General features: G+C 39.9%; 31 protein-coding genes. 21 read left to right on the top strand and 10 right to left on the bottom strand.

The window, feature by feature from the left end; genetic code table 11:
* The first annotated feature begins 48 nt into the window (after positions 1-48).
* A complete protein-coding gene (gene gltX, locus RV13_RS05375) occupies positions 49-1,560 on the top strand; it encodes a glutamate--tRNA ligase (protein ID WP_010745253.1) in 1,512 nt (503 codons plus the stop codon).
* A 169-nt stretch (positions 1,561-1,729) separates the two neighbouring features.
* Here gltX and RV13_RS05370 read toward each other — a convergent pair whose 3' ends face one another.
* The gene (locus RV13_RS05370; RefSeq protein WP_010745254.1) at positions 1,730-2,047 is read right to left on the bottom strand and encodes a type II toxin-antitoxin system RelE/ParE family toxin; all 318 of its coding nucleotides are present in this window, start codon (positions 2,045-2,047) and stop codon (positions 1,730-1,732) included.
* Positions 2,047-2,298: an AbrB/MazE/SpoVT family DNA-binding domain-containing protein gene (locus RV13_RS05365; protein ID WP_010745255.1), complete on the bottom strand. Its 252-nt coding sequence runs from the start codon at positions 2,296-2,298 to the stop codon at positions 2,047-2,049. Before RV13_RS05365 ends, RV13_RS05370 begins: the two co-directional genes overlap by 1 nt.
* A 294-nt stretch (positions 2,299-2,592) precedes the next feature.
* On the opposite strand from RV13_RS05365, the gene RV13_RS05360 reads away from it, so the two are divergent.
* Entirely contained in the window at positions 2,593-2,838 is a 246-nt protein-coding gene (locus tag RV13_RS05360; protein ID WP_010745257.1) for a hypothetical protein, read from the top strand.
* A 53-nt stretch (positions 2,839-2,891) separates the two neighbouring features.
* On the opposite strand, the gene RV13_RS05355 is transcribed toward RV13_RS05360, so the two are convergent.
* Positions 2,892-3,623, bottom strand: a complete 732-nt coding sequence (locus RV13_RS05355; protein ID WP_010745258.1) for an MIP/aquaporin family protein — start codon at positions 3,621-3,623, stop codon at positions 2,892-2,894.
* A gap of 214 nt (positions 3,624-3,837) precedes the next feature.
* Positions 3,838-4,845, bottom strand: coding sequence for an alcohol dehydrogenase catalytic domain-containing protein (locus tag RV13_RS05350; protein ID WP_010745259.1), 1,008 nt, complete (start codon positions 4,843-4,845; stop codon positions 3,838-3,840).
* A gap of 268 nt (positions 4,846-5,113) precedes the next feature.
* Between RV13_RS05350 and RV13_RS05345 the strand changes: the two genes are divergently transcribed.
* From RV13_RS05345 to RV13_RS05310, 8 genes are all read left to right on the top strand, one after another.
* Positions 5,114-5,740 carry a DUF1054 domain-containing protein gene (locus RV13_RS05345; protein WP_010745260.1) on the top strand — a complete coding sequence of 209 codons (627 nt, stop codon included), beginning with the start codon at positions 5,114-5,116 and terminating at the stop codon, positions 5,738-5,740.
* A 323-nt stretch (positions 5,741-6,063) separates the two neighbouring features.
* Positions 6,064-7,533: a BglG family transcription antiterminator gene (locus tag RV13_RS05340; RefSeq protein ID WP_010745261.1), complete on the top strand. Its 1,470-nt coding sequence runs from the start codon at positions 6,064-6,066 to the stop codon at positions 7,531-7,533.
* A gap of 1 nt (position 7,534) precedes the next feature.
* Complete coding sequence (locus RV13_RS05335; RefSeq protein WP_010745262.1) at positions 7,535-8,029, top strand: PTS sugar transporter subunit IIA; 495 nt, start codon at positions 7,535-7,537, stop codon at positions 8,027-8,029.
* 25 nt (positions 8,030-8,054) lie between these two features.
* Positions 8,055-8,369: a PTS fructose transporter subunit IIB gene (locus RV13_RS05330; RefSeq protein WP_028020029.1), complete on the top strand. Its 315-nt coding sequence runs from the start codon at positions 8,055-8,057 to the stop codon at positions 8,367-8,369.
* A 248-nt stretch (positions 8,370-8,617) separates the two neighbouring features.
* Entirely contained in the window at positions 8,618-9,703 is a 1,086-nt protein-coding gene (locus RV13_RS05325; RefSeq protein ID WP_010745264.1) for a PTS fructose transporter subunit IIC, read from the top strand.
* Positions 9,704-9,760: 57 nt separating this feature from the next.
* A complete protein-coding gene (locus RV13_RS05320; protein WP_010745265.1) occupies positions 9,761-10,612 on the top strand; it encodes a class II fructose-bisphosphate aldolase in 852 nt (283 codons plus the stop codon).
* A 23-nt stretch (positions 10,613-10,635) separates the two neighbouring features.
* Positions 10,636-11,535, top strand: coding sequence for a ketose-bisphosphate aldolase (locus RV13_RS05315; RefSeq protein ID WP_028020028.1), 900 nt, complete (start codon positions 10,636-10,638; stop codon positions 11,533-11,535).
* Between the two features lie 50 nt (positions 11,536-11,585).
* Positions 11,586-12,467, top strand: a complete 882-nt coding sequence (locus tag RV13_RS05310) for an ROK family protein (RefSeq protein WP_028020027.1) — start codon at positions 11,586-11,588, stop codon at positions 12,465-12,467.
* Between the two features lie 22 nt (positions 12,468-12,489).
* Here RV13_RS05310 and RV13_RS05305 read toward each other — a convergent pair whose 3' ends face one another.
* Positions 12,490-13,647 (bottom strand): macrolide family glycosyltransferase, encoded by a 1,158-nt coding sequence (locus RV13_RS05305; protein ID WP_010745269.1) that lies wholly within the window; start codon positions 13,645-13,647, stop codon positions 12,490-12,492.
* Between the two features lie 105 nt (positions 13,648-13,752).
* Positions 13,753-14,295 (bottom strand): biotin transporter BioY, encoded by a 543-nt coding sequence (locus tag RV13_RS05300; protein ID WP_010745270.1) that lies wholly within the window; start codon positions 14,293-14,295, stop codon positions 13,753-13,755.
* Between the two features lie 280 nt (positions 14,296-14,575).
* On the opposite strand from RV13_RS05300, the gene RV13_RS05295 reads away from it, so the two are divergent.
* From RV13_RS05295 to RV13_RS05285, 3 genes are read left to right on the top strand one after another with little or no spacing between them, the layout of a single operon-like run.
* Entirely contained in the window at positions 14,576-15,394 is an 819-nt protein-coding gene (locus RV13_RS05295) for an efflux RND transporter periplasmic adaptor subunit (protein ID WP_010745271.1), read from the top strand.
* The gene (locus RV13_RS05290; protein ID WP_010745272.1) at positions 15,391-16,077 is read left to right on the top strand and encodes an ABC transporter ATP-binding protein; all 687 of its coding nucleotides are present in this window, start codon (positions 15,391-15,393) and stop codon (positions 16,075-16,077) included. The genes RV13_RS05295 and RV13_RS05290 overlap by 4 nt, the downstream gene beginning before the upstream one ends.
* The gene (locus RV13_RS05285; protein WP_010745273.1) at positions 16,067-17,281 is read left to right on the top strand and encodes an ABC transporter permease; all 1,215 of its coding nucleotides are present in this window, start codon (positions 16,067-16,069) and stop codon (positions 17,279-17,281) included. Before RV13_RS05290 ends, RV13_RS05285 begins: the two co-directional genes overlap by 11 nt.
* Before the next feature lie 24 nt (positions 17,282-17,305).
* On the opposite strand, the gene RV13_RS05280 is transcribed toward RV13_RS05285, so the two are convergent.
* Positions 17,306-17,752 (bottom strand): VOC family protein, encoded by a 447-nt coding sequence (locus tag RV13_RS05280; RefSeq protein ID WP_010745274.1) that lies wholly within the window; start codon positions 17,750-17,752, stop codon positions 17,306-17,308.
* Between the two features lie 259 nt (positions 17,753-18,011).
* Here RV13_RS05280 and RV13_RS05275 point away from each other — a divergent pair, with 259 nt between their 5' ends.
* From RV13_RS05275 to RV13_RS05265, 3 genes are all read left to right on the top strand, one after another.
* Positions 18,012-19,040: a hypothetical protein gene (locus tag RV13_RS05275; RefSeq protein ID WP_010745275.1), complete on the top strand. Its 1,029-nt coding sequence runs from the start codon at positions 18,012-18,014 to the stop codon at positions 19,038-19,040.
* Positions 19,041-19,417: 377 nt separating this feature from the next.
* On the top strand, positions 19,418-20,344 hold the full coding sequence (locus RV13_RS05270; RefSeq protein ID WP_010745276.1) for a sulfurtransferase: 927 nt from the start codon (positions 19,418-19,420) through the stop codon (positions 20,342-20,344).
* Complete coding sequence (locus tag RV13_RS05265) at positions 20,344-21,048, top strand: TVP38/TMEM64 family protein (protein WP_010745277.1); 705 nt, start codon at positions 20,344-20,346, stop codon at positions 21,046-21,048. Before RV13_RS05270 ends, RV13_RS05265 begins: the two co-directional genes overlap by 1 nt.
* Positions 21,049-21,084: 36 nt before the next feature.
* Here RV13_RS05265 and RV13_RS05260 read toward each other — a convergent pair whose 3' ends face one another.
* Complete coding sequence (locus RV13_RS05260) at positions 21,085-22,002, bottom strand: DUF975 family protein (RefSeq protein ID WP_028020025.1); 918 nt, start codon at positions 22,000-22,002, stop codon at positions 21,085-21,087.
* A 181-nt stretch (positions 22,003-22,183) separates the two neighbouring features.
* On the opposite strand from RV13_RS05260, the gene RV13_RS05255 reads away from it, so the two are divergent.
* The 3 genes from RV13_RS05255 to RV13_RS05245 are packed head-to-tail and all read left to right on the top strand — an operon-like array spanning position 22,184 to position 23,352.
* Entirely contained in the window at positions 22,184-22,393 is a 210-nt protein-coding gene (locus RV13_RS05255) for a helix-turn-helix transcriptional regulator (protein WP_028020024.1), read from the top strand.
* A gap of 3 nt (positions 22,394-22,396) precedes the next feature.
* Positions 22,397-22,780, top strand: a complete 384-nt coding sequence (locus tag RV13_RS05250) for a hypothetical protein (protein WP_010745280.1) — start codon at positions 22,397-22,399, stop codon at positions 22,778-22,780.
* A 38-nt stretch (positions 22,781-22,818) separates the two neighbouring features.
* Positions 22,819-23,352: a helix-turn-helix domain-containing protein gene (locus RV13_RS05245; protein ID WP_010745281.1), complete on the top strand. Its 534-nt coding sequence runs from the start codon at positions 22,819-22,821 to the stop codon at positions 23,350-23,352.
* Positions 23,353-23,514: 162 nt separating this feature from the next.
* Here RV13_RS05245 and RV13_RS20980 read toward each other — a convergent pair whose 3' ends face one another.
* Positions 23,515-23,673, bottom strand: a complete 159-nt coding sequence (locus tag RV13_RS20980) for a hypothetical protein (RefSeq protein ID WP_156424137.1) — start codon at positions 23,671-23,673, stop codon at positions 23,515-23,517.
* A gap of 110 nt (positions 23,674-23,783) precedes the next feature.
* Positions 23,784-24,395, bottom strand: coding sequence for a 30S ribosomal protein S4 (rpsD, locus tag RV13_RS05240; protein ID WP_010745283.1), 612 nt, complete (start codon positions 24,393-24,395; stop codon positions 23,784-23,786).
* A gap of 361 nt (positions 24,396-24,756) precedes the next feature.
* Between rpsD and RV13_RS05235 the strand changes: the two genes are divergently transcribed.
* Together RV13_RS05235 and RV13_RS05230 are read left to right on the top strand one after the other, a co-directional pair.
* Positions 24,757-25,395, top strand: coding sequence for a DNA alkylation repair protein (locus RV13_RS05235; RefSeq protein WP_010745284.1), 639 nt, complete (start codon positions 24,757-24,759; stop codon positions 25,393-25,395).
* 15 nt (positions 25,396-25,410) lie between these two features.
* Positions 25,411-26,190 (top strand): Cof-type HAD-IIB family hydrolase, encoded by a 780-nt coding sequence (locus RV13_RS05230; protein WP_010745285.1) that lies wholly within the window; start codon positions 25,411-25,413, stop codon positions 26,188-26,190.
* Positions 26,191-26,571: the final 381 nt, after the last annotated feature.

Below are 26,571 nucleotides of genomic sequence, written 5' to 3'. Positions count from 1 at the left end.
TGATAAAGCATTATTTTTATTAGGGCTTTTAAACTGGAGGGAATCAAATTGAAAAAAGACAAAGTAGAAGTTACCGGCGACGTACGAGTTCGATACGCACCAAGTCCAACAGGTTTTTTACATTTAGGGAATGCGCAATCTGCGTTATTCAACTACCTGTTTGCGAAGCATTATAACGGCACCTGGGTGTTGCGAATCGAAGATACTGACTTGAAAAGAAATGTTCCGCATGGTGAAGAAAGCCAGATGGAAAATCTTCATTGGTTAGGTATCGACTGGGATGAAGGTCCGGATAAACCGAAAGTTGAATTTGCCCCTTACCATCAAAAAGATCGTGTGAATTTGTATCATAAATACGTACAACAATTATTAGACGCAGGACTTGCCTATCGCGACTATGCGACGGAAGAAGAATTAAAAGAACTGCATGATCAACAAATCGAAGCTAAAATCGCGCCTCATTACGATGGACGCTGGTATGGCGCAACGGAAGAACAAATCAAGCAAGCCGAAGCAGAAGGCCGCAAATCCACGGTTCGTCTTCACTTACCTGAAAATCATATTTATGGCTGGGATGACATGATTAAAGGCCGTGTGGAATTTAATTCAGATAATATCGGCGGAGACTTCATTATTGAAAAAAGTAATGGTATGGCAACCTATAACTTCGCGGTAGTAATTGATGATTACTTAATGAAGATGACACACGTTTTACGTGGAGATGACCACATTGCCAATACACCAAAACAAATCGCCGTGTATGAAGCTCTAGGTATCCCACAACCGCTATTTGGTCATATCACACTGATATATAGCTTGGATACCCATAAGAAATTGAGCAAACGGGATAAAAATACGCTGCAATTCATCAGCCAATACCGTAAATACGGCTATTTGAATGAAGCGTTGCTGAACTTTATCGCCTTTCTTGGCTGGTCGCCCGTCGGAGAAAAAGAATTGTTCACTCGGGATGAATTGATCGAAGCTTACGATATCAATCGGATGTCCGCTTCGCCTGCTTACTTCGATCAAAAGAAACTCGACTGGACCAATGCGGAATACATCAAGAAGACATCTGTGGATGAATTAACAAGAAGAATCATGCTGTTAGTTGATGCTGCTGAAACAGATGTAGCAGAACAATTGAAAGCGATCGATATTGAAAACGATCTTGATTTTGTTAAAAAAGTCGTGGATATCTATCACACAGAAGCCAAGACTTTGATGACCTTTATGGAAAAAATCTTGTTTATCAAAAATGCTAACCAAGTGACTTTCACTTATACCGACTTAGCAGAATTTGATAGCGAAAGTGTTAAACAAATTTTGACCACCATGTCAGCAGAATTGAACAAGGCGTCAGAACCCGTGGACTACTCAGCGATTATTTCTACTGTTCAAAAAGAAACCGAACAAAAAGGACGCAAGCTGTATATGCCATTGAACGTCGTATTTACCGACAGCAAATCTGCACCGCAAATCACTGATATTCTATCTGTAATGCCTAAAGCAACCGTCCAACACTTGATCGACAACGCATTGACTTACTTAAATAAATAATGTGTTCTAACTGCAGCCTTGACTGAGGGCTGCAGTTTTTTGCGAGTTCCACTTCGCGTCTTTAGCGCGATTAGTGGAATTGTACAAGAACGAATCACTGTACATAATTACGATCAAAAAATCCAGAAAGAAAGCGGCAAGCAGCGCATGTTTCCTTCTGGATGTTCTATTAGAAATATAGGTGCATTTGTTTTTGTTTAAATAGGTTTCCAATAAGTATTGTTCTCTCTTCCTGATTGATTCGATAAAAGATTGCAAAACTTTTTCCAATCAGGATGCGATAGGTTGGTTTGTCGAAACCATACAAACCAGCGACATTTTCATACATTTCAGGAAATTGTTTTAAACGATTTAATGAATGATAAATGGCATGAACAAATTGAGTGATTTTTTCATCGGTAAGAAGCAGTTCCTTTTCCCATTCTGAAATGTTCTCCTGAAGACTTTTTCTAAAGGATTCAGAGTAAACAAGTGTGTAATTCATCATTAGTCGCCCCAACCATATTTACCAAACAGTTCTTCCATTTCTTGTTCAGTGGTTGTAGTTTTATTCTCAAAATCAGCGAAGCTTTCTTCGATTAGTTGACGATCTTTCTCTTTTGCAGAATCCTCAGCATCCAAAATGAAGAGGTGTCCTTCTTTGCGAACGTTTAACAAATCACCTTCATGCAAGCCCCATTCTTTTGGGAAAATGCCGCCGATTGAATTTCCAATTTTGCGAACTTTTATTTTTTTCATTCGTGCTTCCTCCTATTTGAAAGATAAGTAACTGCTTCAAGAATAATGTACGCAATAGTAAGCAATATCTCCTAGCGAAACTGTATAGAGTGACTTCCTAATGATTATAACATGTTATAATGTGCGCTTCTATCAAGTTAACTAAAAGAGTAACTGAAAAACAGGCTTGCTAGATGGATGAAACAAGTATTCCGCGAAAGGATGAGCCAAAGAATGGAACACAATTCAAATTGCGAATAACAGAAGGGGCGAGTACACTGTTAGTAACAAGAAAATTCTTTGGAGGTAATTCCAATGCATGAACATGACATCGTCCCGCCTATCCAACCAAATGACTTTATTGATGAAATCAAGAATGAACAACATGCCGCGCAACAACTTTCAATCGAAGATCAGCAGAAAGAAATCAGAGTGGAGCAGCATAAAATTGGGAAAAACCAAGATATCTTAGTTGTGATCCCAGACCCAAAGCCTGTTGTGATGGACTTGGAGACGGATCGGATTATTAAGGAAAAGAGAAGAACGGAAATTATCGACTAGAAATTAGCAAAAAAACACACTGTCGCAACTTTTACGACAGTGTGTTTTTACGTTTAAATGAATAGTGCTTTATATAATGCGATGGCAACGATGGAAGCGACAATAGGGGCTAAAACAGGTACCCATGAATAACTCCATTGTGAATCGCCTTTGTGTTTCAATGGTAATAATGCGTGCATGATACGAGGACCTAAGTCACGCGCTGGATTCAAACCAGGGCCAGTTGGTCCACCGAAGGATGCAACCAATGTCCATACTAAGAAACCTAATGCCAAGTGAGCAGTTCCTAAGTTGTTTTGGAAGAAAGGTGCTTTCGTAATCCCAAGGGCACCGAAGAATAAAATGAATGAACCAAAGAACTCATTCACGAATCCATTGAACTTAGAACCAACACTATTGATTGTTGAGAATGTTCCTAATACATGCAATTTGTCTTCTGTTTGATCATAGTAAGGCTTGTAGCTCGCTACAACGACTAATTGACCGACCATCGCACCAAGTAATTGGACCACGATGTAAGGAAGAACTTCAGACCAAGGAAAGAAGCCGCTAACGGCCAAACCAATTGTAAATGCCGGATTGATGTGGTTTCCGCTGATACCGCCGAAGATCATTGCCGGAATCATAACCCCACATCCATAACCTACAGCAATCAACATCCAGTCACTACCGTAACCTTTTGTACCTCTCAAATCAACGTTGGCAACTGCGCCGTTTCCTAGCATTACTAACAAAGCAGTCCCCAAGAACTCAGCAGCTAACCGAGTAGTCAGTGAATAATCCATAAAAACCTCCTAAAAATATTTGAAATGAAAATGTAAATGAAAATTTCATTTTATATCTTAATCCCTATCTTTGTAATTAGCAAATGTTAACCTCAGAAAAACTATAAATTTCTATGAGAAATGACAACATAAGTTATGAAAGGCGAGGAAATGGGCTTTCTATTCAAAAATTTCCAGTTAATAAAAAAATCCCGTTCAAAGGAACGAGATTTTGTCAGTTGATCAAAACAAGATGTCGGAAGTTCGGATTGTTTTCAATCAATTTATGAGCTCCGTAAAAGTTTTTGTCAGAGAAACCATTCAGCTGTGCCGTTAAAATCGATTTCAATTGATTTTTCTCCCAGAGATAGACCAGCAGCTCCATCACATTGTGTGAATACTCGATGCCTTCCTCCGTAGTAAAAGAAGCTTCTAAAAACTCTTCACAGTAGAAATGAAGATACTCCGGATCCAAATTTTTGCTTTTCTTCTTAATAAAATGCAATAGGAGAACCTTAGCCGTGCCTTTGAATTCGGCTAAATGATCAAAGCTCTTTTCCTTTTCTGTATCCAGGTTGATCACGTAATCAATGGGTGTCATCTCTGCAGCCTCTAAGTCCCGTGACAGGTGAGTGGATTGTGACAGTACCACATCAGCCCCCATGTTTTTGATCCAAATTTCAGAGTTGTTTTTGTTGATAGTAGCGGCAACCTTCAGTCCCGCCCATTTCGCTAACTGGATAATTGTTGCGCCTAATCCGTCGGAAGTATTCAAGATCAACAGGTTTCCTTGGTTCTTTCTTGGTTTTGGCGTTAATTGCAGCTGCTTGAACAGCACTTCGAAGGCTAAGAAAAAACTATAAGAGAAAGCGGCGGCTTCATCTGTAGGAAAAGAGTCTGGCAATTTTACGATGGAACGAACATCCGCGATTTGAAAATTACTGTAGCTGCCGTATTTTCCGACTTTATTTACATACAATACCCGATCTCCTACATTCAGACGCGGGTTACTGCTGCCAAGACGAGTGATGATTCCTACGCCACCAAAGCCTAAAATATAAGGTTTTTTTGCCCCTTTAATCGTTTGGCGAATCTGTGTATCTAAGGTGCTGATGGAAATAGCGGCAATTTTTATCATGACATCATTTTCCCGTAATTTCGGAAGCATGATCTTATAGTGTTCAAATTTTTTATCTTCTTTTAAACGAAATTTTTTCTCGAACCCGATTGCGTCTGAAATCATTCGTTTTACCCTCCTCAGAAATAACTTTCTGAATCTCCAATAATAAAATGGCTACTTATAATATACTTGATTTAACAAAGAGAGGGAAATAATTTCTTTAAAATGGGAAAAGAATAGGAAGATTTAAACAAATTTTGTCCGTCTATTTGTCAAAATCGGAGAAAGAAAAAAAGTGTTTCGTCGTTTCTATCAGAAAAAGGTAGTCCTTGACTTGTGGGGGGAAGACAAGATGAGTAGAATTGCTATAATAGGAAATAGGAGGAATGATATGTTCACAGAAAAGAGTTTTGAGGTATTTGAAGTGGAGGGGCTTGACGGACGAATGACGGCTATTCGTGAAGAGATTCAGCCGACATTTCAACACTTAGATGAAGTATTTCAAGCAGCGCTGGAACCGCTGCTGGATGAAAAATTATTTATCCACATCGCCCAGCACCGCCGCCGCACGACATATCCGCCAGAAAATACCTGGTCTGCCTTGAGCCGACAAAAGCGTGGCTATAAGATGGAGCCGCATTTCCAATTAGGGATCTGGCCAGACTATGTCTTTATGTGGTTGTCTTGCATCGATCAGCCCAAAAATGAACAAGCAATCGCTCAGGTTTTGCTAGACAATCAAAAAGCCTTTGACACGTTAGCCTCAGATTTTGTTGTATCCGGTGATCACACGAAATCAAATGTAGAAGCGTTATCCTCAGAAAGTCTGGAAAGACTGTTGAAACGATTCCGTGATGTGAAAAAAGGCGAGTTCCAGGTTGGACGGATCATAAAAAAGTCAGATCCGATATGGAAGGACCCAGAAGCAGCGCAACAGTTCATGATAGAGACTTATCAACAGTTGGTACCAATTTATCAATTGGCGATTGAAGCAAGTGTTACACCAGTGAAAAATTAAAATATCGTGTATTCTTCTTTTCGTAAAATAGTATGCTAGACAGTTTTTTTGGACGGAGGATGCAGCCACACTGATAGACAGCGATTTATTCGCTGTTTTTTTTATCCAACCAAGACCCAAAGAAAATTTCGGGAAAATTGGTCAGTCTGGGGCGTTTTCCAAAGAAAGAAGAATCTCTGGGCCTTTTGGAAGATCAGTTATTTTTCTATTTTAGTTTTGAATAGTTATTGAAAGCGTTTTATGTAAATGTCCATTTCAATGGACACAAGAAAAAATGTACGTAGAAAAAAATGAGCTATATTAAGGACAAGGAGGTTGACAAAATGCAGCTAAGCAAACGTGAAACACAATTGATCGAATTGTTTATCAAACATGGGATGACACTTACCGCTCAAGAGTTAGCTGAATTTGCCAATGTTTCCACGAAAACAATTTACCGAACGATCAAAAAAATCAATGAAGCGTCGGATGATGGAGAGTTGATTTCAGCGGAGGTCGGAAAAGGTTTTCGTTTAGATTATGACAATTATTTAAAAGAAAGTGTACGCAAACGAGGAGGAGATACGGTCCAAGGTCCACTGGAAAGAAGGAATACGATTTTACTTTCCTTGTTATTCAAATCGCCAAAGAAGGTATTGATTCAAGAGCTGTTTGAGGAGTATTACGTCAGCAATACAGTGATAACGAATGATTTGGTACGGATGAACGAGTTCTTGCAGAAGTATCAATTATCCCTGATTCGTAAAGGGCAGCGAGTGTCAATCGAAGGAACAGAAAAGCATATTCGCAAGGCCGTCAATCATTTGATTAGTGCGAATCGAGTTTGGGAAGAGGACTTTTCTACCCAGCAGGAAAAAATCAGTTCCTATGACATTAATTTTATTACCTCTTTATTAGAGTATATCGAAAGAAAATTACAGAATGGGATCGCATACCCCTATAATAGCAACATCTTTTCCCACATTTATATTTTGATCAAACGAGTGCGGGAGGGAGAAATTCACGCGGATACTTGCGCAGAGTTATTAGACCCTGACGAAGAGGAGCTGATCACACAATATGATCAGTTGTATCAGCTCTCTAGGATGGTCATTACGAAGCTGAATCATTACCTGAATATTGTTTTACCGGAAAGCGAAACCTTTTACTTATTTCAGTATCTGATTTCTTCACGAATGGAGAAGGAACCGATCAAGTTGAATCGGAAATCCAAAGAGGCGCTAGCAATTACTGATTTTTTCGCGAAAGAAATGAGTCATTTGATGGGGATGAAAGTGGATCAACAGCCAAATCGTCAAGATTTATACGAGCACATTGATCCATTATTGTATCGTTTGAAAAATGAAATCATCGTTAAGAATGATTTGTTAGGGGATATCAAGCTGGAATATCCAGAGATTTTTCAACAGGTTCGGCAGGTTAGTAAAGCAGCGGAAGAAGAGTATCAGCTCAATGAGATTTCGGAAGACGAGATCGGCTTTTTAACCCTATATTTTGTGAAGTATAAAGAAATGATTCATTCGAAAAAGCGAGTATTGATTATGTGCAGCAGTGGGGTAGGAACCTCCGAGCTGCTAAAGGTAAAGGTTCGAAAAGCCTTTCCAGAATTAGAGATTGTAGATGTTCTTTCCGCGCGAAAATTTTCCAAAGCACCAGAAAAATACCAAAATATTGATCTGATTTTAACGACCGTTCATTTGACAGTCGAGATGATGATCCCAACGATTTTAGTTAATTCAGTATTTACCAAACAAGATGAAAAACGAGTGAAAGAGATGTTAGGAGAGATGTGAGATGAAAGCAGAGCAAATGATGGACGATTTCAGTATCGCCGATGTAATTACCGAAGAATTGATTCAATTAGAAATGAAAGCGACAACAAAAGAGGAAGCCATTTATGAATTGACGCGTTTACTGATGGCCAATGGGGACATTGAGGACGAGGAAGAATTTGCCGCCGATGTGTTTGCGCGGGAAGCAGAAGGGATGACTGGAATCGGTAATAGTATCGCTATTCCTCATGGGAAATCTGATAGCGTAATTAAAACGTCGTTAGTCGTCGGAAAAGCGAAGACGCCAATAGAATGGGAATCATTGGATGAGGAGCCGGTCCGGGTGATTATCTTGTTTGCAGTCAAGAACACGGATGCGAACACGATGCACATTAAACTATTGCAAAAAGTCGCGATGCTTTTAGCGGATGAGGATTTTATTGAAAATATGGTCAACGCTGAAACAAAAGCAGAAATGATGGAATTATTATCACGAGATCCAATGGAAGAAGAGTAAAAAAAAGAAAATGGAGGAATAGATGATGAAAATTGTTGGAATCGCCGCATGTACTTCCGGAATCGCCCATACGTACATCGCAAAGCAAAAATTGGAAAAGGCCGCTAAAGCTCTCGGGCACACGGCCCACATCGAGACACAGGGAACGATCGGTACGGAAGACGAACTGACTATGGAGGAAATCAAAGACGCTGATGTAGTGATCATCGCAGCAGACATCAAAGTTGGTGGAAAAGATCGCTTTGAAGGGAAAAAGGTGGTAGAAGTCCCAACAAGCATGGTCATCAAAGCGCCAAAAGGACTGATCAACAAGATCGAAGAAGAAATCATTAAGGCATAAAGAATGAAATCATTAATATGAAAAAGGATATCAGTTTGCCAGTTCTACTTCTTGCTTCAGCAAGATTAGTAGAATGGTATGCGTACGAAAACCCGTTGAATTTTCGCACTAGGAAAATTCACACATTATTAATGAGCTAGCCTATATGTTAGTAAAAAGCAAATAGTGGAATGATATACGGCTTGAAAAACGAACTAATTTTTCCTAGGAAAAATTAATTCATTAATATGAAAAAGGAGATGAATGAAATGTTTAAGAAGCTTCAATTGAAAAAACATGCTTTGACGGCAATCTCGTACATGTTACCGGTTGTTGTTACGGCAGGGTTGCTGATCGCGATTGGGAATCTGACTGGTGGTGGTGTCATCGAGGATTACAAGGCAGCCTATTCGGTTCCAGATGCACTGGTTTCACTGGGTGTGTTAGGAATGGGTCTGTTAGCTCCAGTTATTTCAGCAGCGATCGCTTATTCAATTGCTGACCGTCCGGGTATCGGACCTGGTTTGTTTATGGGGTTAATCGCTAATTCCATTGGTGCTGGGTTCTTGGGCGGGATGTTAGGTGGTTATTTGGTTGGTTTCTTCGTCCTGTTCCTAGTGAAAAACTTGAAAGTGCCAAAATGGGCACAAGGTTTGATGCCGATGATGATCGTTCCGCTCTTATCTACCTTGATCATTGGATTATTGATGTTCTTTGTCATTGGTGTGCCGATTGTTTGGGCAACAGAAGCGTTAACTGAGTTCTTACAAGGCCTGCAGGGTTCAGGAAATTTCTTGTTTGGGTCAATTGTAGGTGGAATGGCAGCCTTCGACTTTGGAGGTCCAGTCAACAAGGTGGCTTCACTCTTTGCGGATGGACTGCTATTAGAAGGAATTCAAGGGCCAGAAGCAGTGAAGGTATTGGCTTCAATGGTACCGCCATTTGGTGTAACAATTTCTTGGGTATTGTCTAAAATTTTCCGCAAACCGAAATATTCAAAAGAGGAACAGGACAATATCAAAATCGCGTTTCCAATGGGACTTTGTATGATCACGGAAGGCGTCATTCCTATTGCGGCAGTTGATCCACTACGTGTGATTTTCTCTTGTACAGTAGGTGCGGCGATTGGTGGGGGCCTGAGCATGTCATGGGGAGTGGGTTCACCAGTTCCTTCAGGCGGGGTCTTCATTATCCCGGCGATGACTGATCCGTTGAAATTCACACTCGCTTTATTGATTGGTTCTGCCATTACAGGAATTCTTTTGTTCGCGTTGAAGAAAGCCCCTGTTGAAAATGATATCAAGGATGATGAGGAAGAGGAAGAAGTAGATTTTTCTTCTATTAAAATTTCGTAGCAGAGGATTTGTTAGTTAGAAGTAGAGGTTCCTAGAATATAGAAGGAGACTTGTTGCATGTATGTTTCGATGAAAGAGATGTTACAAAAAGCCAATCGTGAAAACTATGCTGTAATGGCGATCAATTGTTTTAACTTAGAAACGGCTAAAGCAGTAATAGAAGCAGCGGAGGAAATGCGCTCGCCGATCATTATTGATCTGCTGCAGGATCATTTGAAGGAACACTTGGACATTCGCTATTTAACCAAGCCAATCATTCGAATGGCAAACAATGCGAAGGTTGAAGTAGCGATCAACTTGGATCACGGACAAGATGTTGCGTTTGTAAAGCAGTGTCTGCATGAAGGTTTTTCCAGTGTCATGATGGATGCGTCGATGTATCCGCTGGAAGAAAATATTCGGATCACAAAAGCGATGGTGGAGTTGGCACAAATTTATCACGCCAGTGTAGAAGCTGAAGTTGGGGATATGGGAGCTGTAGCAGGGGATCATTTCACAAATGATGAGATGTACACAGATCCTGACGAGGCGATTCGCTTTATCCAGGAGACAGGTGTGGACTGCTTAGCATTATCTTATGGCTCAAGTCATGGGGACTATCCAGATGGCTATGTACCAGCTTTTCGTTTCGATATTGTAGAAAAAATCAAAGCGGCAACGAACTTGCCTTTAGTCTTGCATGGGGGTTCTGGTGCGGGTGAAAAAAATATTTTGCGCTCAATCGAATTAGGGATTAACAAGATTAATGTTGGTTCTGACTTCATGAAGGCACAAAAGGCCGAAATTCAGAAACAACTAAAAGAAAATCCAGAAGTGGATTATCCTACGCTCATTCATCAAACGATGGCGGCAGGGAAAGAAATGGTCAAACGGTACATCGAACTTTCGGGTTCTAAAAATAAATCATAAGAAGAGAATGGAGACAAAGTCAAATGTTAATTAATATGAATCAAATGCTGGAAATCGCCAAGGAAAACAAATTCGCTGTGGGAGCTTTCAACGTCGCAGACAGTAATTTCTTACGAGTTGTTATCGAAGCAGCGGAAGAAAACGATGCACCGGCAATCATTGCGGTACATCCAACAGAGTTAGACTTTACGAAGGATGAATTTTTCCAGTATGCTGTTTCTCGTGCGAAAAATAGTTCGGTTCCATTTGTTATCCACATGGACCACGGGGATAACCTAGCAAGCATTATGCGTGCGATCCACTGTGGATTTAGTTCAGTCATGATTGATGGCTCATTGCTACCGTTTGAAGAAAATATTGCCATCACTAAAGAAGTGGTAGATGTTTGCCATAAGATTGGTGTTTCTGTCGAGGGTGAACTAGGGACGATCGGTAATACAGGTACTTCTATTGAAGGTGGCGTATCGGAAGTTATCTACACGAAACCAGAGGATGCCGAAGAGTTTATTGAAAAAACCGGGATTGATACGTTAGCTGTTGCGATTGGGACGGCTCACGGAATTTATCCAAAAGATATTAAACCGGCATTGAAAATGGATGTTTTAGAAGACATTAAAAATAGAGTGGATATTCCGCTAGTTTTACATGGCGGCTCTGCCAATCCAGATGAGGAAATTGCTAAAGCTGTTCAAATCGGCATTCAAAAAGTCAATATCTCTTCTGATTACAAATATGCCTTCTACAAAAAATGTCGCGAAATTCTTTCGACGACAGAATTATGGGATGCAAATGCGATTTATCCAGAATGTATTGATGCAGCGAAGGCGGTTGTTAAGCAAAAAATGGAATTGTTTAATTCAATCGGTCAAGCAGCGGTTTATCGCAAAGAAAACGTTCAACCTTGGAGACAAGAACAAAATTAAACAAAGCTGCCGAGGGAATTTCCCTCGGCTTTTTTTAGGAGGAGAACATGCTGTACGGAGGGATCGAAGCAGGCGGCACAAAATTTATTTGTGCCGTGGCTGATGATAAGTTCCATGTAAAAGAAAAAATCAGTATACCGACAACTGACCCACAAACGACTTTTAAGAAGGTTTTTGCTTTCTTTGATCAGTATCCAATTGATGCGATGGGAATTGGATCATTTGGTCCTATCGGCATTCAACCGGATCAAGAAAATTATGGTCATATTTTAGCAACACCTAAAGCGGGCTGGAGGGGTGTGGATTTCTTAGGCCAAATGAAGCAACGATATCAGGTGCCAACAGCTTGGACCACGGATGTGAATGCTGCAGCATTCGGTGAGATTAAACAGGGTGCAGCGAAAGGAAAACATAGCTGTATTTATTTAACCATCGGTACAGGAATTGGCGGTGGTGTCGTAATAAACGACGAAGTTTTTCAAGGAATCTCTCATCCAGAAATGGGGCATCTGTATATTAAGCGTCACCCTGAGGATACCTATTCAGGGACGTGCCCATACCATAAAGATTGTCTGGAAGGATTAGCGGCAGGGCCTTCATTAGAAGCGCGTACCGGAATTAAGGGAGAAGAGTTACCGTTGGATCATTCTATCTGGGACTTGCAGGCGAATTATTTAGCACAAGCATTAATGACGTATACCTTGATTTTGGCGCCAGAGGTGATTGTTTTAGGCGGCGGTGTCATGAATCAAGATCATTTACTTAAAAAGGTCCAGAGCCAATTCACAGAATTAATGGCTGGTTATATGGAAGTTCCCAAAGCGGAAGAATATATCCTTCGATGGGGTTTACCAAATGAAAGTGGCCTGATTGGCGCACTATTGTTGGCTAAAAAGGAACTCGAAAAGAACAATAACCGCAATCTTTCTTAAAATGAAGGATTGCGGTTTTCATTCAGTTTAAATAATCTTCGATAGCGTCTGCCGCTTTTTTATAGCCGCCAGCGGCTAAAAAGGATTGCTTGATATGCTTCAAATTGCTTAAATAGCTAGGGTTAATCTGAACGTTTTCTACAGCTGCTTTTAATTCATCACTGCTTACCTGTTGATAATCTAAACAAATAGCTGCCTTTAGCTCGACTAAACGATAAGCAAGTGCTGGTTGATCCGAGCCCATTGGCAGAGAGACAAAGGGAACGTCATTTAAGATTAAATCATTCATGCTGTTTAAGCCGTTATGAGTGATTGCTACGTCTGCGTATTTCAACACTTCATTTTGCGGAAGATAATCTTGAACGATGAAATTTTTTGGAATAGCCAGATCTTTTAGACTAACCTGATGGGCTGCTAGGACAACTAGGTAGTCGGTGTCGCTAAATGCTTCAAAAACTTTTGTATAAATCTCTTTTGCGTAGTCGCCAAAAATAGTGCCGAAGGAGACATACAAAACTTTTTTAGCTTTCTTTAAACGTTCAATTGGAAAATTAGAGGTATCTTCCAAACGCTGATAACTGTCTGCACCAACTAAGACAAACTTTTCATCAAAGAATTCTTGTTCATTTTCAGGTAGAAAATATTCAGAGGTAAAGACAATATTTATTGGTTCAATATTAAAAATCAAATCAAAAAAACGAGGGGGCATAGATACAGGCAGTGCCTGCTCAATTTTTTTTGCTTCCAAAAGATAGGCATCGTTCATCGTCTTGAATTTCCCCGCTAAATGCGTTTTGTCAGGTTTCATGAAGTCCTGCATTCCCATGAAGACAGCTAGCATGGAAATAGCAGGAACCATCAAATAGTTAGCGAGCTGTTTGCTGAAGGGCATAGCCACAGAATGAATGACTGCGTCAAAGGAATCGTCTTGTATCTGCTCTAGAATATCTTGCATAATGTCTAAGCCGTGGTCTAATAATACATTAAAGCCGTTTTTAAAAATATTTAGATCATAATGATAGGCGCGGTAATCAGCGCCAGCTTCTTCGATCTTTTCACGGAATTCTTCACTTGAAAAATAAACGACCTCAATCCCGCGATTGTTCAGCTCTTTGACTAAACCAAGTGAAGGATTAACATGGCCGTGGGTAGTTACATTTAAGAATAAAACTTTTTTCATAGTTGCTCGCTTCTTTCATTATTTTAATAAGGGCACCTTATGAATAGATATAATAAGGGTACCTGATTAAAATGTCAAGAAAAAAAGTTTCCGATTTTCGGAAACTTAACGATACACCAAGTGTGTGAAGGATAATCTTTTACCAATCAGAGCTCCTAGATAGCCCGCGGCTAGTGCTTTGATCAAGCCTGGCAGGATAAAGGGAATCATTCCAGCTGAAAAGGCTGCGTCCCAAGGAAGGCTGCCGCTATATTTTAACCATAATGATCCGAAAAACAGGGTAATAAAGGCGCCAACTACATTTGCGAGGATTGACCAAAAATAATTAAAACGGGTCTTTTCGATAATCAACCCAGTAAAGAAGGCCTGAAAGATAAATCCAACTAAAAAGCCGCCTGTTGGTCCAAAATAATGAACAATTCCGGCAGAACCGCCAGCTAATACGGGTAAGCCGATCATCCCCATTAACAGATAGATCGCAACAGCGATGGTTCCAGTTTTTTTTCCTAAGATCGTCACGACAAACCCAACAGCAAAGGTTTGCAGGGTTAATGGAATCGGTCCAAAAGGAATTGTAAATTGAGATAAAATTCCAATGATTGCGGCAAATAATCCGGCTAAAACAATTTCTCGACTTGTTAATTTCACTATACTCACTCTTTCGTTAACTTAATATTTTGTTTTGGTTAACGAAAGTATACTGGATGGTTAACAGGATGTAAAGAGATTTTTTTGTGATTTCTCGATTAAACGTTTTCATAGTTAAATACATGAAACACTGTTTAGTAAAAAAAACAAATGTTCTTCGGCCTAAAGTCCTATCTAGAATTTGTACTTTCGTTGGAAGTAGTAGACAGGTCTTTCCTCTAAAATTTATAGAGTAAAGAACAAATGCACTAATTTTATAACGGAAGGAATGGAGTCGAAAATGAAAAAAATATTTATAGGTATAAGTGTGTTAGTAGTTGCGGGGGCAGGCTTTTTTCTCTATCAAAACACGCAGGCAAAAGCAAAAGCGGATACATCAGTAGAAATGTACCAAGTCAACAAGCAAACGCCGTTGCATTTAAAGGGGCAAGTTCAATCAACGAAAAAACAAACGGTTCTAGTGGATACGGAAAAAGGTCCTGTCCAGACGATTCATGTAAGTGAAGGAGATCATGTAATAAAAGATCAAATTTTAGTGACCTATCGTTGGGGAGAAGTCATTCGTGCGGCGAATGATTCCGTTGTGACCGCTTTAAATGAGGATGCAAAAAACGATCCGCAGCAGGCTTTGATGGTTTTGAAGAGTGAAGAATCTGCTATCAAGGGAGAAGTGACGGAATATGACCGTTCCAAGGTTGCTTTGAATGAGCCGATAGAAATTACTTATGGAAACAATGAAAAGAAAGTGACCGGGAAAGTAACCTCTCTGGCTGAGATGAACAATGAACCAGAAAAAGAAGATGCTAGTAGTTTGGTCACCTATAATTATACAGCAGTGCCTGACGAAGCAATTCCTGTAGGCTATTCTGTAGAATTATTAATTCCGCGAAATGAGATTCATTTGCCGTTGAAAAGTGTAGTGGAAAAAGACGGAAAATACTATGTTTATACAGTCGCTAAAAATAAGGCTGAAAAGCATGAAGTGACTGTTGAAAAAGGAAACGGTTATTATTTGCTACATGAAGGTTTGAATGAAAACGACAAAATTATCAAAGATGCGAAGGGCATGAAAGATGGGATGGATGTGACAGTTGAATGATTGTGATGGAAAATATCAATAAATTTTACACCGCCGATCAAGAACGCATCCATGTCCTAAAAGCAATCAGCTTGACGATTGAGGAACACGAGTTTGTGGCGGTAATGGGACCATCGGGTTCGGGAAAATCGACGTTGATTAATACGATCAGTTTTCTTGATGGAGATTTTGAAGGAAGCTATCGTTTTGAAGGGCAAGATGCCTATCGTTTCAATGATGAGAAGCTTTCAGCTTTACGCAATAAGTCGGTAGGGTTCGTTTTCCAGTCCTTTCAGCTGATTGATAATAATACAGTGATGGAGAACGTGGCGATGCCGCTGCTATATGGCGGAATGAAGCAAAAGCAAACCAAGCCTTTGGTAATGGAGGCTTTGCGAAAAGTTGGTATCGCGGATAAATACAACAAACTGCCCAAGCAGCTCTCAGGCGGACAGCAGCAGCGGGTGGCAATTGCTCGGGCGATTGTCGGAAACCCAAAATTTATCGTAGCGGATGAACCAACAGGAGCATTAGACAGTCATACTTCTGAAGAAATCATGCAATTATTTAAACGATTGAATGAAGAAGAAAAAGTAACGATTTTGATGGTCACTCATGATCCTGATGCGGCGGCTTATTGTCAACGAATCATTACGGTGAAGGATGGCGAGATAGTGGAAGAAGGTGTTTCTCATGCGGTTTAGTGAAGTATGGAAGACTTCCTTCAAGGCAATCGGGAAAAACAAACGGCGAAGCTTTTTAACCATGATCGGTTTGATTATTGGGGTATCTGCGGTAATTACTGTTTTTTCAATCGGGCGTGCCTTTGAAAATTATGCCTCGGAATTCATTGGATTGGATCAATTTGACGGTAGTGTGGGTTACACTTATACACCAAAAAATGATTCGTTCTATGGAAATGGCTTAGATGCCTTTACCGAAGAAGATATTAGTCGCTTAGAGAGCATTCCTGGAGTCCAATCGGTGAACTATTACAATGATTCTCGTAACGGCAGCAAATATTCTGATCAAACCTTTGATGAAGTGGGAAATGACGGTCGTTGGAATTGCTTTAAGCTGCTGAAAGGTCAAGGGACCAAGGTTGTTCATGGCCGACCGATTCAAGATAGTGACTATTATAATGAAAATCCTGTAGTCGTGATCGATCAAACTGCGGCTAAGGCAATTAAAAAGGAACAGACAGAGACTTTAATTGGTCAAAGCATAAAAATTGGCGGACATCTCTTTGAGGTAGTCGGAATTATGGAAGATCGAAACGGCGGTTCTATTGTTTCCACTTCGGAGGACTATGTTGTTGCTGAGGTTCCTGAAAATGTTTACGAACATTATTTTAATACGGAAGACCGTAGCATGATCCAAGTCAAAATGAGCCAAACGGCAAATATCAAGAATGTCTCCAAAGAAGCCGAAGATACGCTGAAAAAATACGGAACATGGCGAGAGTTTGGCTCTTATAAGAGTCAGGATTTGGCTGGACAGGTGGATCAATTACGGATGCTGCTGACTAGTATTACTTTACTGATCTCAGTGATTGGTGGTATCTCGCTATTTATTTCGGGGATTGGAGTCATGAATATGATCTATATCTCTGTCTCAGAACGAACCAAAGAGATCGGCGTTCGAAGAGCTATGGGTGGAACAAAGGGCAATATTATGATGCAATTCTTACTTGAAGGTATCTCGCTAACTTTAGTGGGCGGCACGATTGGTTATCTAATCGCTATGCTGCTAGGATTTGCCATCAGTATGTTTACACCTCTGTCGGTTCGTCCGGATCTGTTTACGGTGACGCTGGCCTTTGGCTTGTCTGTCGTGATCGGAATCGTCTTCAGCTGGCTGCCGGCAAAGAGTGCCGCAAAAAAGGATATCGTCTCCTTGCTGCGCTGATTTAAATTTAGAAAGAGTACCCCGTCAGATGATCATTGTCTGACGGGGTATTTGTTGCGGATACTGTTCGTTGGTGCTCCCGATTTCAAGTAGATTACCTTCGGGATCAGTGACATAAAAATTACGTATACCGAAAGAGAAGGTCATAGGTGCTCCTGTTGGGAAGGAAAGCCCCAGTTTTGATAATCGTTCGTATTCGGCATCTACATCTGCAAAACAGGGCAGCCACAGAGCTAGCTCAAAGGTTTGATTGATTCCTTTTGGAGGGACGTAGCTTTCATCAATAGCTTGCACGAAAGCTTCACGGCTATACATAAAAAGTGCCAAATCTCCGCTTGCTGTTTCAAATTCAGCGAAATCTCCATCGGTCCATTGTGTTTGAAAACCCAATAGGTCTCTGTAGAAATGAACCATCTTTTTCATATCGCCAACTAATAAACCAGTACCGATCCTTACCTCTTTTCCCTTCAATTTTATCCACTCCTTTGACTTCAGATTCTTTCTTTGATTATAGCAGAGTAAAAAAGTCCTGATTGATATAGAAGCTGTTTTTGATTTTCTGGTAAAAAATAGTACTGAAAGACTCAATCAAATTCGTCTCTTTTAACGATAATTTTAATTTATAAAATTTAGAGAAAACAAAAATAAAAGCGTATTTTTAATTGAAGGATAAAAATAGTACGACTTGAAATGACTTAAAACATACTATAAAAATTAAGGAGTGGAAATTATGCAAACACAACGATTAGGCCAAAGACAGCTTCTGAATATGATGAAGGGAAACTTAGAAAAAAGAATATTACAAGTATACGGTGAAACAGAGGATGTACCGTCTGTTATTGAGTATGCAGTTGCACTCCTTGTACGACATGCTTTGTCCGTCGCGGATTTCTCTTTTATGTGTCATGAATTAATCAGAGAACTATTCCTGACGGCAGTGCCTTGTACAACGATGCGCCGTTTCAGTGTCTTTTTCGAAGCATATTTTGACGAAGAAGAATGGAGAAACGTCGTTGACCGTTTATATAAAGATGAACAGGACTATCTCGCTGCTACTGCAGAAGCACGAGCAAGCAAGGGATATTTAAAGGAAAAAGACTCAATGAGAACGGATGAATTAGCCGATCACCAGTTTATTCTTCGTTCTACCTTCAAAGGGGCGAATGGCCGAAAGCATACTTGGACCCTAAAAAATGCACATCCCGTTAGAAACGAAGAAGAATTGGTAGGTGCATTAAAAATTCTAACAATGCTGACCATTTTTGAGACAAATGGCGTACGAAAATTTACTGAATTTGTTGAGGTTTTCCGAGATGCACTCGCTCCGGATCTGCATTATGTGGAAGAACTAGAGGAGCCTTCAGAAGCTGATGAGTACGCATTTGTGAAAAGTGAACAGAAAATAAATGTGCAAAAAGGAACCAGTTCAATGCAAAAAGCGAATGAGCGAAAGAAGGGTTTAGTACATTCGAATGAAGAAGAAATTAACGGACTAAACCATGCCTCGGAATCAAAAGGGATTGGGAAATTTGAACCGAAAGTGATAGCTGAAAGCTCAAACATAGTTCGTCCTTTTGAAAGAAATCTAGGAACATTGGAGAAAGTCAAAAATACCAGTAAGAAAAAAACAAAGGATGGAAAACAAAAGAATAAACAAGACTATTTTGGCAAAAGTGAAGAACAAGTTATAGAAGGTAGAAATGAACGGAAACTGAAACAAAGAGTCGCCAAGCTGCTCGGGAAAAAGAAGCGAAAATAAATGTAGTAAGATATAGTTTGGTTTTTCGTGAGAATAATACAAGGCGTATTGTAAAAAAATAAAGCGTTTTATATACTTTACCTAAGGGCAAAATTTGAGTGAGAGGGGAGCGAGTATTTTGAATTTTCATCGGTGATTATGAGTAACACCTTGCCTTAGAGTCTCTAAGAATGTGAATTTAAAATTCTCCTCCCTGACGATGCTTCTTTTACCATAGGTATAATGCCTACACCGTAAGAAGTCGTTTGAGAACATACGGGGGTATGTTTCTTTTAGTGCATCTACTGAAAGTAGTAGCTGCACAAATGAGAGGGGATTCCTGGACTTTGACCGAAACATTAGGGTCAACAAAAAACGACAAGTGAATGGAGAAGAAGATGAAGAAAACAATTATTGGACTGTTGGCGTTAGTTACGCTAGGATTGACTGCTTGTGGTGGTGGAAGTGACGAAACAACCGACACAGCCAAGGCGAAAAAGGAAACGGAAGCATTTACTGGAGAATACATTGTAAATGCTGATTATGTGAAGAAAAACCTAGACGATGTTATTTTGATTGATGCGCGGGGTGAAGAAGAAGCCAATAAAGGAACCGTAAAAGGTGCGACAGCGATCGGCTGGCAGAATTTAGCATCGGTGGAAGAAGGCGCTTCAGGAGATGAGAAATGGGGCTTGGTTCTTGAACCGAAGGAACTAGCTAAACGCTTAGGTGAGAAAGGGATCGCAAAAGACAAAGAAATCGTACTGTTTGCTGGAGCGCAAAAAGGCTGGGGCGATGATGGCCGAATTGCTTGGGAGTTATTGGCAGCCGGTTACAAGGATGTAAAAATGGTTGATGGCGGCTTTGCAGCCTTAAAAAAAGCAGGATTAGAAACGGATATCGAGAGCACAAAATTGGACCCAGTTGATGTCACGATTGATTCAATTGATCAAACACATATCATTCGAACAGATGAGTTGAAAAAGGACTATGATGAGTACAAAATCGTCGATGTCCGAGAGGATAAAGAATACGAAGGAGACGTCTTGTATGGAGAAGCCAAGGGCGGACATTTGCCTGATGCGATTCATATTCCCTTTACTGATTTGTTCAATAGCAATGGAAAATTAAAAAGTAAGAAAGATTTAACCAAGCTTTTTGAGGATGCGGGATTAGCCAAAGAGGATAAAATCGTTACTTATTGTACAGCGGGCATTCGTTCGGCCTACATGGAATTAGTGATGGATATGTGCGGCTTCAAGCAAGTAAAAAATTATGATGGCTCTTATTATCGTTGGGCAAAAGTTGAGGATGTAGAAAAATAATGTCTAAACTAAATAAACGCAAGCTTGCGAGAATCTTGTTGATTCTGTTTATGCTGCTAGCAGTAGTGGCCTTTTACTTTGTTCCAGGAGTTCGCTCGAAGGTCACGCAGGTGTTGATGCTGTTTCGTTCGATGAGTGTGGAAAGTATCGTAGGCTATTTACGTTCCTTTGGTATTTGGGCAGTTGTTATCTCATTTCTGCTGATGATGTTCCAGTCCATTATCGCACCATTGCCAGCCTTCTTAATTACGTTTGCTAATGCGGCTGTTTTTGGCTGGTGGCAAGGCGCGTTGCTTTCCTGGACCAGTGCGATGGCGGGAGCACTCGTTTGCTTCTACATTGCGCGGATTGCAGGACGAGATATCGTAGAACGATTGAACAAGAATTTTTCATTAGAGTCGTTGGACGCTTATTTTGATCGGTATGGCAAGCACACCATTCTGATCTGTCGTCTGCTGCCATTTATCTCTTTTGATTTTGTCAGCTATGCGGCAGGTTTAACGGCAATCAAGCCTATACCGTTCTTGATTGCCACAGGAATTGGACAATTACCAGCGACAGTTGTTTATTCGTATGTTGGCAGCAATCTAACAGGCAGTACGAAAACCATTCTGTTTGGTTTGCTAAGTATGTTTGCGCTGTTCATCGCGGTGTACGTCTTCAAACAAATCTATCAAGGCCGGCAGGCAAAAACGAATAAATAAAGAAACGTCAGCTATATTTTTAGCTGACGTTTCTTTTTAAGCTTCACTATGTTTTTCTACATAGTGATTATAAAGCATGTCTAAGAATTGAATCTCAGTAACATTTTGATAAGGCATAATGTAGAAGTTTGTAACTTGGAAGAATGCGATCAAATTCCAGAAAAAGAAGGAATAGCGCAGAATCAAAAATTCCATTTTATAGCCATCCATAATTTGACGGCTTAGCAAAATCGCATCCGAAGCGCTCAAGGTGTCGTCTTTTTCTAGTAAGTAATTAGTCATTGCATAAGAAGCGCTTTTTACAATTCCTGGGATAACGAAAAGTAGTGACCAGAAGAACGTGTAGATGGCCATTAAAACATTTGCTTTTAAGACGCGATTTTTTTGTGCTTTGATAAAATAAGCAAAAATTTGCAGCCCATCTGCACGATTGCCTCGCAGCGTGTGAATCGCACACCATTGTAAAACAGCTGTAGAAAGTGCGGCAATCAGTAATATTAAGATCAGCGCAGCAATCATCACTAAAAACCATAAGAAGGTCGAAACACCGGAAAATGGACGACTGTAACCATAGCTATAATCATAATTGTAATTGTAATAGCCATAAGGAGAAACAAGACCTAAAATGCTATTGGTAAAGAAGCGGACATAAGCAAATTGGAAAATAAAACCTGCGACAATGTTTGCACCAATCAGGAGAAGGATCGTTTTACACCATTCTCCATACCTGCCGGATAATTTCTCTTGGGCATGCTTTTTAATGTCAGCACGTGTAACATTTAAGCCTTCCGCTTTTTCTAGCTCTAGTTCAAAGTGATCCTTTGGTTGTACTTGAACAAAAGGTTCGTTATTGTCGTCTTCGTTTGGAGTTCCTTGCTCCAAATTGAATCCGCAGGCCGGACAAAACTTCGCTTCCGCTCGTAATTCCGCACCACAATTGGGACAATATTTCATTTTTCCACCCTTTTCTTTTTCATTCAATATCATCTAATCATTATCATTGATAAGCCAATATTCGTCAATAACCGATAAGTGAAAGATTTAGCAGCTTCTTCCAGCTATACAAGTATTTCTTTACTGTAGGTGAAGAATGACTTATGATTTAGTAAAGATATCTTTACTAGGAGCGAAGAAATTGAGTGTCGTAAATCATATTCGAGAAATCAGAGAAGAAAAGAAGATTCCACAAAAAGAAATGGCTCAGGCACTGGGGGTTTCACGCCAAACAATGACTGCGATCGAAAAAGGAAAGTATAATCCTAGTTTAGAGCTTTCATTGAAAATAGCGGCTTACTTTGATAGGCCGTTTGATGAAATTTTTTATTTGGATGAAGGGAAGGATTAATGAATGGGCTTTTTCCGTATATCGGGTGTGAATAATTATATAGCAGGGGCATTGCTTATTTTTGGTTTGTTGGCTCTGTATGCACTTGGGTCTTCAATATATTTTTTAGTCAAAGAAATTTTTAGGAAGAATGATGAACTGGTAAGAAAAATCGTCTTTGATTCTATGGCAATGAGCTTTGGAATCATCCTACTTTTACACATCGTGCAGATGGTTATTCGAGTTGTACACTTTAATAAAACCGGTCAAGATATCAATTTAATAGTGACTCCGGGATTAGCGATTTATCAATTAGGTGATGTACCTCTGCACCTTGAATCTTTTGGTGTTGATCTTGGGATTTTTGCCTTGTGTCTATTTGTAAATCGATTACGTTATCGACTTTAGTAAAAACAAAAATTAATAGATGTGAAGGAGGAAAAGTGATGAAAAATGTTCTAGATATTTATTTGAAGAAGAAGGGCATAACAAGGAGCGAGCTCTCAAAAAAAGAAGAGCTTTCGGAACAAAAATTGGCTAGAATCAGCAAACAGAATCCAGACAGCTATTCAGAAGAAACGCTTGAGTTATTGGCGAAGGGATTAGCTACCACACCTGCAGAGGTATTAGAGGAATTGAGATCAATTCGTGATAGTGACGCGCTCTATCAAGTAACGAATATCAATGAGCTAAGACAAAAAGTGAAAGAGAAGGAAGAAGAGTTCCTTGTTGAAGGTGATTTCAGAGAATTATTGAAAGAAATCGAAGGAAGCAGAGTGTCTGAAACTGCTGAATTAGGCTTTCAATTGGGGTCTGGAGGATCAGGAACTGTGCTGGCACAGGCCGTTTTGCGAGTGATGAACTTTTTTGAAGAAGATACAAAATTAGAAAATTTGAAGCAAGACATTGCGCAGCTTTATACCATCGAGTTCATTAATGAAGAAGAAGCGAAGCTGCGCTTAAAGCAGTTAGATTATTAATTAATATGCAGCTACACCCGCGGTTTTCTACTCAGACCCGCGGGTGTTTTGGTGCATGAAAGATATCCAGGAAATGACCTAAATCGGCCTATCTGATTCGTTTGATTTTGGTAGGATCATTTTTATCGTATCTGATTTTTATGGTATCACCAACTTGATAACTTAATGGGACGGTAATACTTCTTTTAGAAATGTGTTTAAATCCATCCACCACATAAGAGACAATCGCAAATTTTGCGTTTCCGATGACAATTTTTGGGGAGCTGCAGTAACAACTTCTTCGATAGTAGCAAGTGTTTCGACAGTTTCTGCTTTTTTCATTTTTGTTCCCTCCATAAGTAAATGATACACTTTAGCTTGCGTTGTGACGTATCGAAGTTGAAAAAAACACCCAAATCCATGAAAAAGGATTTGGGTGTCTGTAAGAAGTCTTACATTAATTTGTTGTAGAATTCAACGACTAATGATTCGTCGATTTCTGGGTTGATTTCATCACGTTCTGGTAAACGAGACAATGAACCTTCTAATTTTTCATCGTCGAAGCTTACGAAAGCAGGACGACCAACAGCTGATTCAACTGCTTCTTTTACTGTAACCATGTTTTTAGATTTTTCACGGATACCGACAACTTGACCAACTTCTACTTCGTATGAAGCGATGTCAACACGTTTGCCATCGACAGTTACGTGACCGTGGTTAACTAATTGACGAGCTTGACGACGAGTTGAAGCCAAACCTAGACGGTAAACCACGTTATCTAGACGACGTTCTAGTAAGATCATGAAGTTAACACCGTGTTTACCTTCTTTGATTTTGCTAGCGCGTACGAATAAGTTACGGAATTGACGTTCGTTTAATCCGTAGATGAAACGTAATTTTTGTTTTTCTGACATTTGCAAGCCGTATTCAGATTTCTTTCCACGGCTGTTTGGTCCATGTTGACCTGGAGCGTATGGACGACGTGCTAATTCTTTACCTGTTCCTGATAATGAGATACCAAGACGACGAGATTGTTTCCATGATGGTCCTGTATAACGAGACATTAAAAATTCCTCCAATAAATTGTTTTGGAGTAAAATAATCCGTTGAAAAATTCATATCCGTGTAGTTCGTTCTTCAATCTTCACCTTCGCAGCCGCGGTTACACAATTGAACCAATGCTGGCAACGAACTAGGGACGGGCTATTATTCTTCTGCTGCATTATTTTACACAAAGGTCAGTATAACTGAAAAACGTGGCTTGAGTCAAGTTCAGCTGTTGCTTTTTTGAAAAAAATGTGTTAATTGTTGGGTGCTGGCAAAAAACGATTACTTTCTTTCAAAGTCAGTGAAAATATTGACGGAGAATTACGGAATAACATTTTGCAAATTCTCTGAAACTTCTCTACAATGAAGGAGGAAAAGATGGAACCTTTGATTTTTCCGCATCAAATTGAAAATATTGGACCAATGACTCGTTATATGAAAAACCTTTTTCCTTTTTGCGGCGTCAAAAAACCACAGCGTGCATTGCTGGAACGTCCTTATTTAAAGGAAAGCCTGAAGCTGCCGATGCCAGAGCTGTTAGAGGAGATTTTTCGCAATTTCTACAAAGAAGAGCGAGAGTATCAATATTATGCAATTGATTTGGCTCAAAAGAACATCAAACGTTTTTCGCTAGATGATTTGGCAGCATTGCTTCCTTTGTTAGGGGAAAAAACTTGGTGGGACAGTATTGACGCTTGGCGCAAAGTTTTTTCTACGTGGGTTTTGGCGCATCCTACGGAGATCAAACGGGTTTATGCGTTTTTTTATCAGCACGAAAATTTTTGGTATCGGCGAGTAGCGATCAACTTACAGTTGATGTTTAAAGAGCAAACCGATACAGAGTTATTGGCGCAAGCGATCTTAGCAGATTTGACGACCGAGGAGTTTTTTATCCAGAAGGCGATCGGCTGGGCATTGCGAGATTATAGTAAAGTGAATCCTGATTGGGTAAGAAATTTTATGCAGCAGCATTCATTAAGTAAGTTAGCCCTACGTGAGGGCAGCAAATACATATAAATGGAGAGATAAATTTTGGAAAGAAAATTAATCGCACTAGACATTGACGGGACCTTGTTGAGCAGCCAAAGAAAACCATTGGACAGCACGATGAAGGCGTTGAAGGCATTACGTGAAGCTGGACACTTAGTGACTATTGCGACGGGACGTTCCCGCTTGTTGGCTGGTGATGTGATTCATCAATTAGGTTGTTCGAATTATATCATCTGTAACGGATCGGCTGGCTTTTTAGATCATGAGCAAGTCTATAAGCATACGCTTGATCGCGAAGCCCTGACTCGGATGATTGAATTCGCAAGTGCACGTGAAGTCGACATCATGCTTTTCGGGCTAGATTCCTTTGGACGTGTGACGGATTTTGACGCGTCAAAAGTAAGCAATGCAATGAATTCTTTTGGACAGCAAGCGCCAGAATATGAAGAAGATTATTTCTCTAAACATGAGGTCTATCAAGGCTGTGCCTTTTATGATCAGTCAATGGATGAAGAATTCCAAGCGGCCTTTCCAGAATTTCGTTTGGTCCGTTGGCATGAGAACAGTGTCGATATTATTCCAAATCCTGGCTCAAAAGCGCAAACGATTTTGGCTTTAGCGAAAAAAGTCGGGATTAAACCAGAAAACATCGTTACTTTCGGCGATGGCAATAATGACATTGAAATGTTGAACTTGGCAGGAACAGGGGTTGCGATGGGCAATGCGGCAACTCACGTCAAAGAAGCAGCCAATCTCGTGACTGATACAAACGATCAAGATGGTATTTACAAAGCTTTACGCCAATTAGAATTGGTTCATTAATAAGTAGTGATTAAACGAACTGGGGGAGGACTCTCGGTTCGTTTTTACGTGCTTTTTAATCGAGCGACCAGTCATTAGTCAATTATTGAAGCCTTTGAGTATTTTGTTCCTAAAAAAAATAAAATTCAGATAAAAAACCAATTTTCTAAAAAAATGAGAACGACACAATTAAGAAACTAAGCAGGAAATGTTTCGTTGATTGAAAGAAAACGAAGGAGAAAATGACAAATTAAATAGAATTAAATATTATAAGATTCTATTTCAACATTTTGCTTTATTAATTTTGTTTGTTTTTTTAAATTCTATCGACTTGTTGCTAATTTCTTTAACGGTGTTGACGAAGACGCTATTTTCCGTTTATCATATAGATAATAAGTGTTT

The organism is Enterococcus raffinosus (genome assembly GCF_001886185.1).
Lineage (GTDB): Bacteria > Bacillota > Bacilli > Lactobacillales > Enterococcaceae > Enterococcus_A > Enterococcus_A raffinosus.
This window is presented reverse-complemented; position numbering and strand designations above follow the sequence as displayed.

Coding starts and splice junctions, on each gene's coding strand:
- RV13_RS05370 (WP_010745254.1), bottom strand. CDS start 2,047: ATGATGAATTACACACTTGTTTACTCTGAATCCTTTAGAAAAAGTCTT.
- RV13_RS05365 (WP_010745255.1), bottom strand. CDS start 2,298: ATGAAAAAAATAAAAGTTCGCAAAATTGGAAATTCAATCGGCGGCATT.
- RV13_RS05360 (WP_010745257.1), top strand. CDS start 2,593: ATGCATGAACATGACATCGTCCCGCCTATCCAACCAAATGACTTTATT.
- RV13_RS05355 (WP_010745258.1), bottom strand. CDS start 3,623: ATGGATTATTCACTGACTACTCGGTTAGCTGCTGAGTTCTTGGGGACT.
- RV13_RS05350 (WP_010745259.1), bottom strand. CDS start 4,845: ATGATTTCAGACGCAATCGGGTTCGAGAAAAAATTTCGTTTAAAAGAA.
- RV13_RS05345 (WP_010745260.1), top strand. CDS start 5,114: ATGTTCACAGAAAAGAGTTTTGAGGTATTTGAAGTGGAGGGGCTTGAC.
- RV13_RS05340 (WP_010745261.1), top strand. CDS start 6,064: ATGCAGCTAAGCAAACGTGAAACACAATTGATCGAATTGTTTATCAAA.
- RV13_RS05335 (WP_010745262.1), top strand. CDS start 7,535: ATGAAAGCAGAGCAAATGATGGACGATTTCAGTATCGCCGATGTAATT.
- RV13_RS05330 (WP_028020029.1), top strand. CDS start 8,055: ATGAAAATTGTTGGAATCGCCGCATGTACTTCCGGAATCGCCCATACG.
- RV13_RS05325 (WP_010745264.1), top strand. CDS start 8,618: ATGTTTAAGAAGCTTCAATTGAAAAAACATGCTTTGACGGCAATCTCG.
- RV13_RS05320 (WP_010745265.1), top strand. CDS start 9,761: ATGTATGTTTCGATGAAAGAGATGTTACAAAAAGCCAATCGTGAAAAC.
- RV13_RS05315 (WP_028020028.1), top strand. CDS start 10,636: ATGTTAATTAATATGAATCAAATGCTGGAAATCGCCAAGGAAAACAAA.
- RV13_RS05305 (WP_010745269.1), bottom strand. CDS start 13,647: ATGAAAAAAGTTTTATTCTTAAATGTAACTACCCACGGCCATGTTAAT.
- RV13_RS05295 (WP_010745271.1), top strand. CDS start 14,576: ATGAAAAAAATATTTATAGGTATAAGTGTGTTAGTAGTTGCGGGGGCA.
- RV13_RS05290 (WP_010745272.1), top strand. CDS start 15,391: ATGATTGTGATGGAAAATATCAATAAATTTTACACCGCCGATCAAGAA.
- RV13_RS05285 (WP_010745273.1), top strand. CDS start 16,067: ATGCGGTTTAGTGAAGTATGGAAGACTTCCTTCAAGGCAATCGGGAAA.
- RV13_RS05275 (WP_010745275.1), top strand. CDS start 18,012: ATGCAAACACAACGATTAGGCCAAAGACAGCTTCTGAATATGATGAAG.
- RV13_RS05270 (WP_010745276.1), top strand. CDS start 19,418: ATGAAGAAAACAATTATTGGACTGTTGGCGTTAGTTACGCTAGGATTG.
- RV13_RS05265 (WP_010745277.1), top strand. CDS start 20,344: ATGTCTAAACTAAATAAACGCAAGCTTGCGAGAATCTTGTTGATTCTG.
- RV13_RS05260 (WP_028020025.1), bottom strand. CDS start 22,002: ATGAAATATTGTCCCAATTGTGGTGCGGAATTACGAGCGGAAGCGAAG.
- RV13_RS05250 (WP_010745280.1), top strand. CDS start 22,397: ATGGGCTTTTTCCGTATATCGGGTGTGAATAATTATATAGCAGGGGCA.
- RV13_RS05245 (WP_010745281.1), top strand. CDS start 22,819: ATGAAAAATGTTCTAGATATTTATTTGAAGAAGAAGGGCATAACAAGG.
- RV13_RS20980 (WP_156424137.1), bottom strand. CDS start 23,673: ATGAAAAAAGCAGAAACTGTCGAAACACTTGCTACTATCGAAGAAGTT.
- rpsD (WP_010745283.1), bottom strand. CDS start 24,395: ATGTCTCGTTATACAGGACCATCATGGAAACAATCTCGTCGTCTTGGT.
- RV13_RS05235 (WP_010745284.1), top strand. CDS start 24,757: ATGGAACCTTTGATTTTTCCGCATCAAATTGAAAATATTGGACCAATG.